This window comes from Pseudomonas sp. GW821-FHT05H12 (assembly GCF_059419385.1).
On the sequence record NZ_JBWKRS010000026.1, the window covers coordinates 77,434 to 93,114 of the forward strand.

Annotated in this window: 15 protein-coding genes; 9 read left to right on the forward strand and 6 right to left on the reverse strand. The window is 63.5% G+C overall.

Annotated features, from left to right (window positions below):
- The first annotated feature begins 99 nt into the window (after nucleotides 1-99).
- Nucleotides 100-2,871: a hybrid sensor histidine kinase/response regulator gene (locus AC07SU_RS21520; RefSeq protein WP_494998172.1), complete on the forward strand. Its 2,772-nt coding sequence runs from the start codon at nucleotides 100-102 to the stop codon at nucleotides 2,869-2,871.
- A 162-nt stretch (nucleotides 2,872-3,033) separates the two neighbouring features.
- A complete protein-coding gene (locus tag AC07SU_RS21525) occupies nucleotides 3,034-3,630 on the forward strand; it encodes a MarC family protein (RefSeq protein ID WP_032890615.1) in 597 nt (198 codons plus the stop codon).
- Here the strand turns inward: AC07SU_RS21525 and AC07SU_RS21530 are convergent.
- From AC07SU_RS21530 to cobG, 5 genes are all read right to left on the reverse strand, one after another.
- Nucleotides 3,627-4,406 (reverse strand): hypothetical protein, encoded by a 780-nt coding sequence (locus tag AC07SU_RS21530; RefSeq protein ID WP_494998173.1) that lies wholly within the window; start codon nucleotides 4,404-4,406, stop codon nucleotides 3,627-3,629. The genes AC07SU_RS21525 and AC07SU_RS21530 overlap by 4 nt on opposite strands.
- Before the next feature lie 236 nt (nucleotides 4,407-4,642).
- Nucleotides 4,643-6,280 carry a precorrin-3B C(17)-methyltransferase gene (gene cobJ, locus AC07SU_RS21535; RefSeq protein WP_494998174.1) on the reverse strand — a complete coding sequence of 546 codons (1,638 nt, stop codon included), beginning with the start codon at nucleotides 6,278-6,280 and terminating at the stop codon, nucleotides 4,643-4,645.
- Entirely contained in the window at nucleotides 6,280-7,011 is a 732-nt protein-coding gene (locus AC07SU_RS21540) for a precorrin-2 C(20)-methyltransferase (protein WP_176997057.1), read from the reverse strand. The genes cobJ and AC07SU_RS21540 overlap by 1 nt, the downstream gene beginning before the upstream one ends.
- On the reverse strand, nucleotides 7,011-7,637 hold the full coding sequence (locus tag AC07SU_RS21545) for a precorrin-8X methylmutase (protein WP_176997058.1): 627 nt from the start codon (nucleotides 7,635-7,637) through the stop codon (nucleotides 7,011-7,013). The genes AC07SU_RS21540 and AC07SU_RS21545 overlap by 1 nt, the downstream gene beginning before the upstream one ends.
- Nucleotides 7,630-8,976: a precorrin-3B synthase gene (gene cobG / locus AC07SU_RS21550; protein WP_494998175.1), complete on the reverse strand. Its 1,347-nt coding sequence runs from the start codon at nucleotides 8,974-8,976 to the stop codon at nucleotides 7,630-7,632. Before cobG ends, AC07SU_RS21545 begins: the two co-directional genes overlap by 8 nt.
- Nucleotides 8,977-9,014: 38 nt before the next feature.
- Here cobG and cbiE point away from each other — a divergent pair, with 38 nt between their 5' ends.
- Entirely contained in the window at nucleotides 9,015-10,220 is a 1,206-nt protein-coding gene (cbiE, locus tag AC07SU_RS21555) for a precorrin-6y C5,15-methyltransferase (decarboxylating) subunit CbiE (RefSeq protein ID WP_494998176.1), read from the forward strand.
- On the forward strand, nucleotides 10,217-10,936 hold the full coding sequence (locus AC07SU_RS21560; protein WP_176997061.1) for a cobalt-precorrin-6A reductase: 720 nt from the start codon (nucleotides 10,217-10,219) through the stop codon (nucleotides 10,934-10,936). Before cbiE ends, AC07SU_RS21560 begins: the two co-directional genes overlap by 4 nt.
- A gap of 118 nt (nucleotides 10,937-11,054) precedes the next feature.
- Here AC07SU_RS21560 and AC07SU_RS21565 read toward each other — a convergent pair whose 3' ends face one another.
- Nucleotides 11,055-11,276, reverse strand: a complete 222-nt coding sequence (locus AC07SU_RS21565) for a DUF6124 family protein (protein ID WP_494998182.1) — start codon at nucleotides 11,274-11,276, stop codon at nucleotides 11,055-11,057.
- A 447-nt stretch (nucleotides 11,277-11,723) separates the two neighbouring features.
- On the opposite strand from AC07SU_RS21565, the gene AC07SU_RS21570 reads away from it, so the two are divergent.
- The 5 genes from AC07SU_RS21570 (at nucleotide 11,724) to AC07SU_RS21590 (ending at nucleotide 15,600) form a co-directional block, all read left to right on the forward strand.
- Nucleotides 11,724-12,011 (forward strand): addiction module antidote protein, encoded by a 288-nt coding sequence (locus AC07SU_RS21570; RefSeq protein ID WP_494998177.1) that lies wholly within the window; start codon nucleotides 11,724-11,726, stop codon nucleotides 12,009-12,011.
- A 97-nt stretch (nucleotides 12,012-12,108) separates the two neighbouring features.
- Nucleotides 12,109-12,504 (forward strand): DUF2946 domain-containing protein, encoded by a 396-nt coding sequence (locus tag AC07SU_RS21575; RefSeq protein ID WP_494998178.1) that lies wholly within the window; start codon nucleotides 12,109-12,111, stop codon nucleotides 12,502-12,504.
- Nucleotides 12,505-12,550: 46 nt separating this feature from the next.
- Nucleotides 12,551-13,033, forward strand: a complete 483-nt coding sequence (locus AC07SU_RS21580; protein ID WP_494998179.1) for a copper chaperone PCu(A)C — start codon at nucleotides 12,551-12,553, stop codon at nucleotides 13,031-13,033.
- Between the two features lie 11 nt (nucleotides 13,034-13,044).
- A complete protein-coding gene (locus AC07SU_RS21585; RefSeq protein WP_494998180.1) occupies nucleotides 13,045-13,446 on the forward strand; it encodes a DUF2946 domain-containing protein in 402 nt (133 codons plus the stop codon).
- Between the two features lie 93 nt (nucleotides 13,447-13,539).
- Nucleotides 13,540-15,600 (forward strand): TonB-dependent copper receptor, encoded by a 2,061-nt coding sequence (locus AC07SU_RS21590; protein ID WP_494998181.1) that lies wholly within the window; start codon nucleotides 13,540-13,542, stop codon nucleotides 15,598-15,600.
- The last annotated feature ends 81 nt before the right edge of the window (nucleotides 15,601-15,681 follow it).

Sequence of the window (15,681 nt, forward strand, 5' to 3'; positions counted from 1 at the left end):
AGCTATCCGTTCGGTTAGGCAAGGGCCCCTGGCCCTTGCCGTACACATGTCGCCCCGCGCATAGTTAACCCGTGCATCAACCTACGAAGGGATTTCGCCGTGCGCTGGCTCAGGATCGCCATAGGTTTCACAGTCAGTCTGCTGACACTGCTCTGCTTGTTCCCGGCCCAGGCCGCCGCACAAGGCAGTGGGTGGGCAGTATTGCTTGATGAACAGGCCGACCTGCAACTGAGCGACATCCGTTCCGCCCGCTACACCAACCAATTCAGCCCCATCGAACTGGACCGCATTACCGCTGCGGAACCGGACGGTGCGTTGTGGGTACGATTCAAACTGCAACCCGGCAAGCACGAACAAGTGCTGCGGGTATTCGCCCCGGACCTGTCCCACCTGAGCCTCTACGTGCTCGACGGCGACACCCTGGTGGAACAACAAAGCACCGGCACCCGCCAGCCACAGGCGGAACGCCCGCTGCCCAGCAGCGACTTCATGTTGCCGATGCCCCAGAGCCAAAGACCTCTTGAGGTCTACCTGCGCCTGGTCTCGGAACACGAACTGCGCCCCTACATCACCCTGGAGCCCGCCGTACTGGCCGCGGCTGACCAGAACCAAACCCTGATATACGGGCTGCTCTTCGGCGTCCTGTTGATGTTGATCCTGCACAACCTCACACGCTTCGCCTATCACCGCTCGCGCAGCAGCCTGTGGCTGGCGGCCTGCGAAGTGCTGTTGATGCTCAGCCTGGCGTTGCTGCTCAACCTGGTGGGCCCATGGCTGCCGAACTGGCATGCGGTGCAAACCCCGGGCGCCTACCTGGCCTTGCTGCTCACCGCGCCGTGCGGACTGATGTTCGCCTATCGTTTCTTCATGCCCCTGGGCCCGCACCCGCTGAACAAGCTGTTGATGGCCGACATCCTGTTCATCGTGCTGTGCGGCCTGCTGCTGTTGTTCGTCAATACCCTGCCGCTGAACATCATCACCTATGCGCTGGTGGCCCTGGCCGGCTTGAGCATGCTGTTTGTCTCGGCCTACCACTGGCAGAAAGGCTACCGCCCGGCGCGGCTGTTCGTGGCGGCGATGGTGGTGTTCAACATCGGCACGCTGATCATCCTGCCCGCGCTGCTCGGCCTCACGCTGGTGGCGCCGCAAGGCTTGATCGTGACCCTGCTCAGCTTCATCTGCCTCAGTGGCCTGCTGATGAGCCTGGCCCTGGGCGAGCGCCAGCGCGCGATTGTCGAGGCACGCTTCAGCCTCAGCCGTGACCTGGCCGCGAGCAATGCCGAGATCGCCGCCAAGGCCGAGTTCCTGGCGAAGATCAGCCACGAGATCCGCACCCCCATGAACGGCGTGCTGGGCATGACCGAATTGCTGCTGGGCACGCCGCTGTCGGTGAAACAGCGCGATTACGTGCAGACCATCCACAGCGCGGGCAATGAACTGCTGACCCTGATCAACGAGATCCTCGACATCTCCAAGCTGGAGTCCGGGCAGATCGAACTGGACGATGTTCAGTTCGACCTCAACGCACTGATCGAAGACTGCCTGAGCATCTTCCGCGCCAAGGCCGAACAGCAGAACGTCGAGCTGATCAGCTTTATCCAGCCCCAGGTGCCTCGCGTCATCAGCGGCGACCCCACCCGCCTGCGCCAGGCACTCTTGAGCCTGCTGGAAAACGCCCTGCAGAAAACCGATGAAGGTGAAGTGCTGATCGTCGTCGCCCTCGATGAACGCAGCACCAAGCCACGCCTGCGCATCGCCGTGCAAGACAGCGGCCTGCCGATGGAAACCGCCGAGCGCGAGGCGTTGCTGCACAGTGAACTGCACAGCAAGAACTTCCTCTCGGCTACACGCCTGAGCGGCCACCTGGGCCTGGTGATCGCCCGTCAGTTGATCCTGTTGATGAACGGCGAGTTCGGCATCAAGAGTGGCAGCCATCAGGGCAGCACACTGTGGCTGACCCTGCCACTGGACCCGGAACGCCTGGAGCATCCGACCTCCGACCTCGACGGCCCGCTCAAGGATGCACGTGTGCTGGTGGTGGACGACAACGACACGTGCCGCAAGGTGCTGGTGCAGCAATGCTCCGCCTGGGGCCTCAACGTCAGCGCTGTGCCTTCGGGCAAGGAAGCCCTGGCGCTGCTGCGCACCAAGGCGCACCTGCGCGATTACTTCGACGTGGTGTTGCTGGACCAGAACATGCCAGGCATGACCGGCATGCAGCTTGCGGCAAAGATCAAGGAAGACCCGAGCCTGAACCACGACATCCTGTTGATCATGCTCACCGGCATCAGCAATGCGCCAAGCAAGATCATCGCGCGCAACTGCGGGATCAAGCGCATCCTCGCCAAGCCAGTGGCCGGCTATACCCTCAAGACCACCCTGGCCGACGAACTGACCCAACGCAGCAAGGGCGGCGTCCCGGTGCGCCCTGCGATCAGTCCGCCAGCGGCCGTCACCGTACCCAGCGACTTCCGTATCCTGGTGGCCGAAGACAACAGCATTTCCACCAAGGTGATCCGTGGCATGCTCGGCAAGCTCAACCTCAACCCGGATACCGCCAGCAACGGCGAAGAAGCGTTGGAGGCGATGAAGGCCCAGCGGTATGACCTGGTGTTGATGGACTGTGAAATGCCAATCCTCGATGGCTTCTCGGCCACCCAGCAGTTGCGCGCCTGGGAAGTCAGCCACCAGCGTATCCGCACACCGGTAGTGGCCCTGACGGCGCACATCCTCTCGGAACACAAAGAACGCGCACGCCAGGCCGGGATGGACGGGCACATGGCCAAGCCGGTGGAACTGTCGCAGTTGCGCGAGCTGGTGGAGTTCTGGGTCGCACAGCGCCAGCAACGCCCCGAGCACGCGCCTTCCTGACCTGAAATACGATCCCCCGTAGGAGCTGGCTTGCCGGCGATGGCGCTGCATCAGCCACCTATTCGTTGCCTGGCACACCGCTATCGCAGGCAAGCCAGCTCCCACATTTACGGCGTTTCGCCTGATAGACTCCGCAGACTTCTCTCATCGCGAGCCATCTCCATGCTCCACGTGTTATTCAGCGTCTACCTGAAAATGCTGGTGCTCTACAGCCCGTTCTTTGTGCTGTCCTGCTTCATCAGCCTGACCCGTGGTTACTCCAGCAAGGAGCGGCGGCGCCTGGCCTGGAAGGTCGCGTTGGCCACCCTGGTGTCGAGCGTGTTGCTCTACCTGTTCGGCCGAGTCATTTTCAGCGTGTTCGGCATCACCGTGGATGCCTTCCGCATCGGCGCCGGCAGCGTGCTGTTCATCTCCGCCCTGGGCATGGCCCAGGGCAAGTCGGCGGTGCAGACCGACAACGTGCAGCAAGACGTGACCATCGTGCCCCTGACCATCCCCCTCACCGTCGGCCCCGGCACCATCGGTGCGTTGCTGGTGATGGGCGTGAGCCAGCCACATTGGGATGACAAGATCACCGCCATTCTCAGCATCGCCCTCGCCAGCTTCACCGTGGGCGTGGTGCTGTACCTGTCCAACCGCATCGAACGCATTCTCGGCGACCAGGGCTTGCAGATCGTCAGCCGCCTGATGGGGCTGTTCGTCTGCGCCCTGGCCGCGCAAATCATCTTTACCGGGGTGCGCGGCTACCTGGTGCCCTAGATCCGGTATTTGGCGATTGCCAACTGCACTTTGTCGCCCGCACTTTCGCGCATCAGCCGGATGGTTTTTTCGTTGACCACCGAGGTATTCAGCACCAGGCAGGTCTGCCCGCTGAAGGCCTCGAACGAGGAACTGTCCCACTCCAGAAACGGCAACCCTACCTGTTTGCTCACACCATGGGCGCTGTAGGTGACCAGCACCATCGTCACCTCCCCGGCGGCTTCGGCGCATGAGGCCAGGCCGAAATCACCGCCCTGTTGCACCGTGCTGTTGCGTTTGAACAACTCGAACGACGCTGGCTGCTGCTTGAGTGATTCCAATGCATCCGCCGCCAGCTTGGGCAGCGCCGCCAGCACCGTCCCGGCCAGTGAGGTCGAGGCCAGCATCGCCGCAATCATGTTCAGTGCCGCCAGTTGCACCGTCAGGCCCTTGCCCGAACTCGAGACCCGCTCGAAGCTGCTGCGCACCGGCAGCCAGCCCAGGCTGACCATCACCTTGATAAATTCGTCGTACCAACTTTCCGTACCGCGATGCACCTTCAACACATCGCTCACATAGCTGCTGGCAAGCAAGTAGCTCTTGCGGATGTACTCGCGGTTGAGGGCGGACATGCCCTCGATAAACGAGATCACTCCGTTGTTCACCACGGCTGCATTGCTATCGTCTTCGGTATCCAGCGCCATGGGAGCACTGGCTCCCGGTGCGCCGGGCAGTTTGTAGGCGGCAATCAATTTACGCCGCTTCGCACTGAAGGTCCTTTTGTGATGTCGCTCCATTTTCCATTCTCCACAAGCGCCCCACATGGGGCTTGTGTTCACACTAGTCCAGTGGCGGTTGGGCTTTCTACGCAACAAACATCCCTTGCCCATGCACCTGAAACAGCATCGCCCAGCAATCCCGTGGCGTTCGCCCACGCCTTCCGGGCGTCATCGCGCAAAAAAAGAAAAAGCCCCGAATGACAACAGGAAAATCCCTGAAGCATTCGGAGCTTTCTGGCAGTGGCCGGAGCGTTTCAGGACGCCGGTTTTTCGCCGTACCAACGCGGGGTGTATACCCACTCACCGCCACCGGCACGCGGGAACACGCAGGTGGTGGAGGAGCCAATCAACACCATGGTGCGCATGTCCACCTGCTCCGGGGTCAGTTGCCCCAACGTGGTGACGCGCAGGGTCTGGCCCGGACGGCCGATATCACGGCCCAGCACCACCGGCGTTTCGGGCGTGCGGTGCAGCGCGACGATTTCCAGGGCGCGGCCCAATTGCCACGGACGCGAACGGGAGATCGGGTTGTAGAACGCCAGCGCCAGATCAGCCTGGGACGCCAGGTCCAGGCGCTTCTCGATGATCGCCCACGGCTTGAGGTTGTCCGACAGCGACATCACGCAGAAGTCATGCCCCAACGGCGCACCCGCCTGGGCGGCCGTGGCCAGTGAGGCCGAAACCCCCGGCAAAATCTCCAGATCGACCTGATGCCAGGCCGGGTCGCTGGACTCGTGCAGCGCCTCAATCACCGCCGCAGCCATGGCGAACACACCCGGATCGCCGGACGACACCACCACCACCGAACGGCCCTGGGCCGCCAGCTCGAACGCGTGGCGAGCCCGCTGCATTTCTTCGCGGTTATCGGTGCAGTGCTGCACTTGATCGTCGCGGAACGGCCCGGCCATGCGCACATAGGTTTCGTAGCCCAGCACATCGGTGCAGCGCGCCAGTTCAGCCTTGACCGCCGGAACCATCAGCTCGGCGGCACCCGGGCCCAGGCCGATCACCGCCAGGCGGCCACGCACACGGCCGACGTTAGCCAGGTCCAGCGGCTGCTCGGCCACCTCGATGACGATATCGGCCACTTGGCTCACGCGGGTAAACCGCAGCGGCACACCCAGCACCGACGCCGCTTCATGCAGCGACGCTTCAGCCATCTGCGTGTCACTGGCCAACAGGCACGCCAGGGATTGCACGGCGATACCCGCGTCATGCAAAGCCGCCCGCACCCGCTCGGCCAATTGCGCGCCTGGCTTGCAGGTCACGCTCACGGTCTTTGGATAGATCAACAACTCATTGGCCGCAGGCGTGCGCTCAGCACTGCCCACGTGGATCGCCAGGCGTGCCTGTTGGTCCTGTGGCAAGTTGGCGTCGTCCAACCACGGCGCAGCGCCTTCGATGCGCACGCTTTCACCGGCCAGCAGGTCGGAGACAAACCGCTTGCCCAGTTCCAGGTCGGCCAGTTCATAACCACTCGGCGGGTTGAGCAGGCAGGTGCCGAAACGCAGCTCGCCACTGGTGGTGATCGCTGCGGCCACGTTCAACGCCGCGGCGATCTCCCGCGCCATGACGTTCACACCGCCCAAGCCACCGAGCAACGGCACCACGGCGCTGCCGTCTTCGGCCACGGCCAGCACGGCGGGCTCTTCGCCTTTTTCCAGCAACAGCGGCGCCAGGGTGCGGATCACGATGCCGGCTGCGCACAGCGCAATCAGCGGCGTGCCTTGCTGATAGAGCTGACGCAGGGTCGCGCCGAATTCGCTGTAGAGCTGGTCTGCGCCTTCGACACGGCCCGCCAGCCCATGGATCAGCGCGCCGGGATAAACCTGCTGGATCTTGCGCGCAGTGGCCAGGCTACCCTGGCCCAGAATGACAATCGCCGGGCGCATCAACCTTGCCACCGTTCACCGGGTACGATGATCAGCGAGAAGTAAGGCGACGACGATGGGTCGACCTGATCCAGCGGCACGATCTTCTGGTTGGCCATGGTGGCGCGCTCCACATACAACGCACGCCCGGCCAGGCCGAGTTCTTCCAGCACCTGGCGCACCTTGGGGAAGTTGCGGCCCAGCTTCATGATCACCGCCGCGTCGGCGTCTGCCAGACGGCGCTTGAGGTCGTCATGGGGCAGCACGCCCGAGAGCACCGACAGGCTCTGGTTGCGGTACACCAGCGGCGCCCCCAGCACCGAAGCGCCGCCGAGCATCGAGCACACGCCCGGAATGACCTGCGCGTCATAGCGCTCGGCGAGGCGGTCGTGCAGGTACATGTAGGAGCCGTAGAAGAACGGGTCACCTTCGCAGATCACCGCCACGTCGCGGCCGGCATCCAGGTGCGCTGCCACGTCGACACTGGCGGCGTCGTAGAAATCGCTGATCACTTGCTCATAGGACATCGGCGCCGGCAGCACTTCGGTGGTCACCGGGTACACCAGCGGCATCAGGGTCTGCTGTGGCACCAGGTGATCCTCGATGATGCCGAAGGCGTTGCCCTTCTTGCCCTTGGCCACGAAGTACGCCACCACCGGCGACTCGCGCAGCAGGCGCAGGGCCTTGAGGGTGATCAGTTCCGGGTCGCCGGGGCCCACGCCCAGGCCGATCAAACGTCCGCGTACCTGCATTATTCGACCTCCGTGGCCAGGGCATTCACCGCTGCGGCGGCCATGGCGCTGCCGCCCAGGCGGCCCTGCATGATCACGAACGGCACGCCTCGGCTGTCGGCCGCCAGCATCGCCTTGGATTCAGCGGCACCGACAAACCCGACCGGAAAACCGAGGATCAACGCCGGTTTGGGTGCGCCGGCATCGAGCATTTCCAGCAGGTAGAACAACGCGGTCGGCGCGTTGCCGATCACCACCACGCTGCCTTCCAAGTGCGGGCGCCACAGTTCCAGGGCGGCAGCGGAGCGGGTGTTGCCCAGCTCACGTGCCAGCTCCGGCACGCTGTCGTCGCGCAGGGTGCAGATCACCTCGTTGTTGGCGGGCAGGCGCGCGCGGGTCACGCCTTCGGAGACCATCCGCGCATCGCACAGGATCGGCGCGCCGGCCGCCAGCGCATCGCGCCCGGCCTTGCCCGCACCTTCGGAGAACTGCAGGCCGTCGATGGCCTCGACCATGCCGCAGGCATGAATCACCCGCACCGCGAGCTTTTCCAAATCGGCCGGGATGCGGTCCAACTTGGCTTCCGCGCGAATAATGGCGAAGGAGTTGCGATAGATCTCCTGACCGTCGCGGATGTAATCAATCATCGGTGTTGCTCCGTGGGCGGGCGCGCAGCAAGGCGCCCGTCGCTTCAATAGAAAGGGTGCGCGCGTGCAGCCGGCCAAAGCCTGGGTAGGCGGCATCGCGAAAATAGAGGTCGTAGTGACCGGGGCTCACGGCCAGCAGGGTCACCGGCGCGGTGTGTGCGGCGGCGCAGGAACGCAGGCAGCCAGACAGGTGCACATCGTGCCCGGTGTCCAGCGCGGCGAGTTGCAGGGCGTCGGCCTTGGTGTCGGCCAGGGCTTTGCCGCAGCCGCTGGAGCCGGTGCAGGCGGTCATGTGCGCCAGGGGTTGTTCGGCTGAGCAAAGAAAGTCCAGTTGCGCCAGGCGTTCGGTCACGGCCTGCGGTTTTTCGACATTGGGCAGCAGCACGCCCTGCCAAGGGGTGAAGCGCAGGGTTCCGTCACCGTATTCGCTGGCCAGTTGTGCGGCGCCGTTGAGCATCGTCGAATCCAGGCGCCCCAAGGGCGCGATGGCCGCAACGTAGAACAGATTCTTTTGCGCTTGTGGATAAGTGCCCAGGTACAGCGAAGCGCTGCTGGGCGGGCGTTTGAAGCCGTCGACTGGCAGCAAAGCCAGCGTGAGGCGGCTCAATAACTTATCCACAGCCAGATGACGCATGCGGGTTTGCTCGGGCGTGGCGAGGTCGAGAAACGCCTCCAGTACGGCCACCACCAGTGCATGCCCTTGATCCAACGGCACGGCGGCCACCGGCGCATCCAGCCCCGGGCAACCGGCCAGGCCGAAGGCGAGCAGCGTCTGGCCATCGCGCACGAACGCCGACAGCCACAGGTCATGGTGATGTTCGAGCATCGCCAGGGCCTCGCCGCCATCCAATTGCACGGCGAACTTGGCCGACAGCTCGTGGAAACGCGGGTGGTTCTGCAAGGTATTCAGGATCTGTCCGGCCAGCGGGCGCGTGTCAAAGAGCATCTGCGGGTCGATGCCGGCGCTGGGGCTGAGCATCACGTTGCGCACGTCGTCACCGGCGGCGTTGTTGGGGCCAAGGCCTGCGGCCAGCAGCAGTTTGATCAAGGCGCCTTCTTCGGCGCCGATTCCTCGGATCTGCAGGTTGGCGCGATTAGTGGCCTCGATCACCCCGCCTGCATAGGCCTGGGCCGCTTCAGCCACCGCGTGGGCCTGCTCTGCGGTGATGGAACCACCGGCCAACTTGATCCGGCAAATGCCGCCGTCCAACGCCTGGACAATACGCAGCAACCCCGGACAAGCCGAGGGGCGCAAGGTATTCATAGCGGGCGTCTGGTTCACGGGGCTACCGGTTGACGGGTAAAGGCGCGGTATTATGCCTGCTTTGTCCGGCGGCATGAAAAGCCTGCCCGTCGGATGTCGTTCAAGGAATTCATATGTCGCCCTGGCTGACGGTTGTAGGCATCGGTGAAGACGGCTTCAAGGGGCTGGGCAGGAATGCCCGGCATGCCCTGTTGCGCGCCACGCGGATTATAGGTGCTCAGCGCCAGTTGGACCTGTTGCCGGTGTGTATTCGTGGCGAGCGTGAGCTGTGGCCGAGCCCGTTTTCCCTGGAGCCAGTGCTGGCGCGGCGCGGGGAACCGGTGTGCGTGCTGGCCAGTGGCGATCCGATGTTCTATGGCGTGGGCGCAAGCCTGGCGCGGCAGGTGGCGGCGGATGAGTTGCTGATTTTGCCGGCACCGTCGTCGGTATCGCTGGCAGCAGCGCGGCTGGGTTGGCCGTTGCAAGATGTGGTGACGCTGTCGGTGGTGGCGCGGCCGTTGGCGGCGCTGAATGCGCATCTGGCCAGTGGCGTGCGGCTGTTAGTGTTGAGCAATGACGGTCGCAGCCCGGCGTTGATTGCCGCTTCGTTGGCTTCGTGCGGGTTTGGGCCGAGCCGCATTTCTGTGTTTGAACACCTTGGCGGCACGGATGAACGACGTATCGAAGGGCAGGCTACTGATTGGCAACACGCTTGCGTCGCCGATTTGAACCTGGTTGCCATCGACTGCGTGGCTGATCCGCAGGCTCCGCGCCTCTCACGTCTGGCCGGGTTGCCGGACTCGGCGTTCAAACACGACGGCCAACTGACCAAGCGCGACGTACGCGCCATGACCCTCGCCCGCCTCGCGCCGATGCCCGGCGAACTGCTGTGGGATGTGGGCGCGGGCAGTGGCTCCATCGGCATTGAATGGATGCGCACTCACCCCAGTTGCCGCGCAGTGGCGATTGAAGCCGATGAAGGTCGCCAAGGTTTGATCGAACACAACCGCGATGCGCTGGGTGTGCCCGGGCTACAGCTGGTTCGCGGCAAGGCGCCGGACGCGTTGCACGGTTTGGAAGCACCGGATGCCATCTTCATCGGCGGCGGCGTCACCCGCGACGGCGTGCTCGACACCTGCTGGCAACAGCTGCGGCCGGGCGGACGGTTGGTTGCCAACGCTGTAACCCTGCAAAGTGAAATGGCCCTGATGAACTGGCGGGACAAGCATGGCGGCGAACTGACGCGCATCCACGTGGCCCAGGCGCAGCCGTTGGGGGCGTTTGATACGTGGCGCCAAGCGTTGCCGATCACCTTGCTGGACGTGGTCAAGCCGCTATGAAGCGCATTCTGTTGCTGGGTGGCGTGACTGAGGCCTTGGCCATTGCGCGCACTTTGGGTCCGGAACATATCTACAGCCTGGCTGGCGTCGGGCGTGTGCCGACTGACCTGACCTGCCAGGTGCGGGTGGGCGGGTATGGCGGCGCTGAAGGTTTGGCGCGGTTTGTTCGGGATGAGGGAATTGGCCTGATTCTCGATGCAACTCATCCGTATGCGGCGCAGATTAGCCGCAATGCGGCCGAAGCTGCGCAGCTAGGTGGCGTGCCTTGCTGGGCATTGCGGCGCCCAGCGTGGCAGCCGCAGGCGGGAGATGATTGGCGCGAGGTTGGCGATTGGGCCGCATTGATTGAAGCGCTCAAACCCTTCAAACGCCCGCTGTTCACGCTGGGGCGTGAGCCGTTGCAGCACCTCGACGAAATCCCCGTCGAACAGTTTTGGACGCTGCGCGCACTGGATGTGTACCCGGGGAATGACCGGTGTGAAGTAATCGGCGCGCGCGGGCCGTTTTTGATCGAGGACGAGCGTGCGTTGTTTGAGCGACGCGGCATTGATGTGCTGATCAGCAAGAACAGTGGCAGCACCGCGACGGAGCCGAAGCTGGAAGTGGCGCGGGAGCTTGGAATACCGGTGCTCGTCTTGAAGCGGCCGGTGTTGGCGCCGGTGGATCGGGAGTTCACCAACGTGGCTGCGGCGCTGCAGGCAATCACCACGCTCTAAACACCACTGATCCCCTGTGGGAGCGGGCTTGCCCGCGATAGCGTCCTGTCAGCCAACTCATCTATAACTGATACACCGCAATCGCGGGCAAGCCCGCTCCCACATTTGACCTGTGTTGTCAGGCCGCTGTTGTCGCCAGTCCGAACCCCGTGTGCACACGATCCGCCAGCAACTGCGCCAATTCAATCAACTGCGCAACGCCGAGCAACTCCTCTCGTTTCGAGCCCTCCAGGTTAAACGCAAGATCGCAGCTCAGCGCATTGGCTGAGGCGAGGGTTTCGCTGAGGTTGACCAGCAGGTCTTCGGTGCTGATGCCGTCGGCTACGGTGAATAGCCGGATGGGGGGTGGGTTTGATCATTGTGAAGCTCCTTAGGAAAGTGGAGCTGCCACTGATTCGCCGCGACGCGATAGAGGGTGGCAGCTGTACGCAGGTTCGCGGACCGGTCCTAAGGAAACCCGGCATACCCGAAGGTATCCCGCGCACAGCCGCCATAGCGCCGCACAGTAGACGCTAAAAAAGCGTCAACTGAAAGCAGACGATGACGCTTAGCGTCCATAGGAACCCGGGCCGCGACGCCCGGCCGCTGAGTTTGCAGCGGTGCATGGAGACTAGAGATCAAGTGTCCTAGGGACAACCTCAAAGACTTGTCGGAAATTTCTGTTTATCCGAATAACCAGTCGCACCATGGTTTACCTGTTGTTGATAGGCGGCGATAAATCAACACAGAAACGTGACATCCAGCAAGCGAAGAAAATTGCAGAAGCTTTTGAAAAAAGGAGAACCCCATGACTGAATTTACTGACTTCGATGTCGCAGAGCACCTCAAAACCCCTGGCGACATGGCTGAATACCTTGAAGCCTGCTTCGATGAGGATTCCGGTGACGGATTGCTGATTCGTTCAGCCCTTAACAACATCGCCCGCGCCCAAGGCATGACCCAAATCGCCCGCGACGCCGGACTCGGCCGCGAGAGCCTGTACAAAGCCCTCTCCGCCACTGGCAATCCCGAATTCGCGACTATCATGAAAGTCATGAAGGCGCTGGGCCTGAAGCTTCATGCCACTGCGATCTGATAGCACTGCGACACCAAACCACACCGCCCCTTTTTACTTATCCCCTACGATCAGGCTAAATACCCGCCTGATCGTTTAACCCTACGGATTGTCCGCCATGGCCCGTCAACGCTTTGCAATTGTGTGGATCGCCTGCTTTGCAGTGCTGTTCAACGCCTTTGCCATGCCGATGGCCGGGGCGATGCAGCAGTCCCAGGACCCGGTGCAGCAATTGCTGTGGGGCAGTTTCTGCTCCTCCAATGGTGCAAGCCTCAAGACGATTGCCCTGGGCAAGCTGGAGATTCCGGCGCCGCAGCAGGATGACCACTCCACCATGCAGCATTGCTGGTGTTGCTCGGGCTCGGCGCCGTTGGTGGCGTTGCCCGGGCATGTGCCGCAGTTGTATGTGACACGCTTCGACGCCGTGCAAAGCCTGTCGCCGCCGTCGTTGCAGAGCCCTACCCCGCGCCAGCAATGGCCAAGCCTCAACCCGCGCGCGTCTCCAACGGCCTGATTTCTTCGCAAGTGAACTGCGTTTAGAACCGTTCTGGAGAACTGCCATGCTCAAATCTTCCCTGCTTCTGGCTGCGATGTTGTTGCCGGTGTTCAGTGCTGCCAATGCCGATGACTATAAGGCCGGCGACCTGGTGGTCAGCGAACCCTGGTCTCAGGAGTTGCCGCCCAACGCGCCCACCGTCGCGGCGTATTTCGTGATTCACAACACCGGCGCAACCCCGGACCGCCTGCTCAGCGTCGAGACGCCGGTAGCGGACAAGGCCGAGCTGCACGAACACGTCATGCAGGGCGACCTGATGAAGATGCAGCAAGTGCCCAGCGTCGCCGTGCCGGCCAAGGGCGACCTGACCTTCGCGCCCATGGCTTACCACGTGATGCTGCTGGGCCTCAAAGACCGCAGCTTGTTGGCCGACGGCAAGCAATTCCCGCTGACCCTGACCTTCGAAAAAGCCGGCAAGGTCGAGGTGGAAGTGTCGGTACAGAAAGTACCGCCGATGGCCAGCCACGAGCACAAGCACCCGCAATAGGCTGACATTCGATGGGCGCCCCCCGCGCCAGGTTCTCTCCACACGCCCGTGTAAGACGCGGCGGTTGGATCAGCCTGTTCGCCATGCTGATGATCTTTATCGGTCCGCTGATTTCCCAAGCGATGCCGATGGACCATCACGCCGGTATGTCGATGAGCATGTCCATGGACATGCCGATGGACCATGGCAACGCCCATCACCCCAAAGCCCCTGACGAACACCACGCCCTCTGGTCCAAGTGCGGCTATTGCGACCTGCTCTACAGTTGCCCCGCGCTACCCGGCGGCACGTCAATGTTCACCCTGGGCAGCCCGCCGCCCGCCAACGCCCTTACCCCCGCCACCCGCCTGGGCCATGCCCGGCAGAGCATCTTCCCCGGCGCTCGCAGTCGCGCGCCGCCCATCAACGCGTAAGCACTTCACAGCGTTACTTCACCCCGGCCGACTTTAGACAGACAGCCGCAGGCTGCTGGCCGTGTTGTTTACGATTGATTGATGGAATTTGTCATGTCCAGGTTTTCTGCTGACACCCGCTTGGGAAGCACCCCCGTGGTCGCCGTTCTGTGCGGCGCCCTTTTGGCACCACAGGTGTATGCCGACGAACACGAACTGAGCCCCACCGTGATCACCGCGATCGCCCCCAGCTCGCCGCTGACCGTGATCACCAACCCCAAGGACCCGCGCCAACCGGTGCCGGCCAGCGATGGTGGCGACTACCTCAAGACCATCCCCGGCTTTGCCCTGGTGCGCAACGGCGGCACCAATGGCGACCCGGTACTGCGCGGCATGTTCGGCTCGCGCCTGAACATCCTCACCAACGGCAGCATGATGCTCGGCGCCTGCCCGGGCCGGATGGATGCGCCCACCTCGTATATTTCCCCGGAAACCTACGACAAGCTAACGGTGATCAAAGGCCCGCAAACCGTGCTGTGGGGCCCTGGTGCATCAGCCGGCACCATCCTGTTCGAGCGTGAGCCGGAGCAGTTCGGCGAGTTGGGCACGCGCCTCAACGCCAGTGTGCTGGCCGGCTCCAACGGGCGCTTCGACAAGGTCATCGATGCCGCGGCCGGCGGCCCGTTGGGTTATGTGCGCGTGATCGGCAACCAGGCGCATGCCGACGACTACAAGGACGGCAACAACGACACCGTGGCCTCGCGCTATGACAAATGGAACGGCGACGTCGCCGTCGGCTTCACCCCCGACGCCGACACCTTGCTGGAACTCACGGCCGGCCGTGGCGATGGCGAAGCGCGCTACGCCGGGCGCGGCATGGACGGCTCGCAGTTTCTGCGCGAGAGCCTCGGGCTGCGCTTTGAGAAGTCCAACATCGGCGAGGTGCTGGATAAAGTCGAAGCCCAGGTCTACTACAACTACGCCGACCACGTGATGGACAACTACAGCCTGCGCGTCCCGTCCGGCACCGGGATGATGGCCGGGCCGATGGCGTCCAACGTCGACCGGCGCACCCTCGGCGCGCGGATCAAGGCCACCTGGCGTTGGGCCGATGTGCAACTGATCGGCGGCCTGGATGCCCAGACCAACGAACACCGCCAGCGCAGCAGCATGGGCATCGACACCTACAAGGACCTGCCCCGGGTCAAGGACGCCAACTTCCACAACTACGGCGTGTTCGGCGAACTGACCTGGTACGCCGCCGACCGCGAACGCCTGATCACCGGCGCTCGCCTGGACCGCGCCTCGGCCAAGGACTTCCGGCAAACCACCGGTTCCGGCATGGGCACCCGCCCCAACCCGACGGCCGACAACACCCGCGCCGACACCCTGCCCTCGGGCTTCCTGCGCTATGAGCACGACCTGGCCGACAGCCCCACCACGCTCTACGCGGGCCTGGGCCATTCGGAGCGTTTCCCGGATTACTGGGAGCTGTTTTCGCCCAATACGGGCGCGGTCGGTTCGGTGAATGCCTTCGATGGCGTGAAACCGGAAAAAACCACCCAGTTCGACTTTGGCGCGCAATACAAAGCCGATGCGCTTGAAGCCTGGGCTTCCGGCTACATCGGCCGCGTGCAGGACTTCATCCTGTTCGACTACCGGCCTGGGATGATGGGCACCACCTCCCAGGCGCGCAACGTCGACGCGCGCATCATGGGCGGCGAGCTGGGCGCGGCGTACAAGCTGACGCGCAACTGGAAAGCCGACGCCACCCTCGCCTACGCCTGGGGCAAGAACAGCAGTGACGGCAAGGCCCTGCCGCAAATCCCACCGCTGGACGCGCGCCTGGGTCTCACCTACAGCGAAGACGACTGGAGCGCCGGCGCCTTGTGGCGGGTGGTCGCGGCGCAAAACCGCATCGACCAAAACAAGGGCAACGTGGTCGGCAAGGACTTCGACAAGAGCGCGGGGTTTGGCGTGTTCTCGCTGAACGCGGCGTACCGCATCAATAAACATTTCAAGGTCAGCACCGGCGTCGACAACCTGTTCGGCAAGGCCTATGCCGAGCACTTGAACCTGGCCGGCAACGCCGGGTTCGGCTACCCGGCCAGTGACCCGCAAGCCATCAAGGAGCCAGGGCGCACGCTCTGGACCAAGGTGGACATGAGCTTCTAACGCACCTTTGTAGGAGCCGGGGGGGGGGGGGGGGGGGGGGGGGGGGGGGGGGGGGGGGGGGGGGGGGGGGGGGGGGGGGGG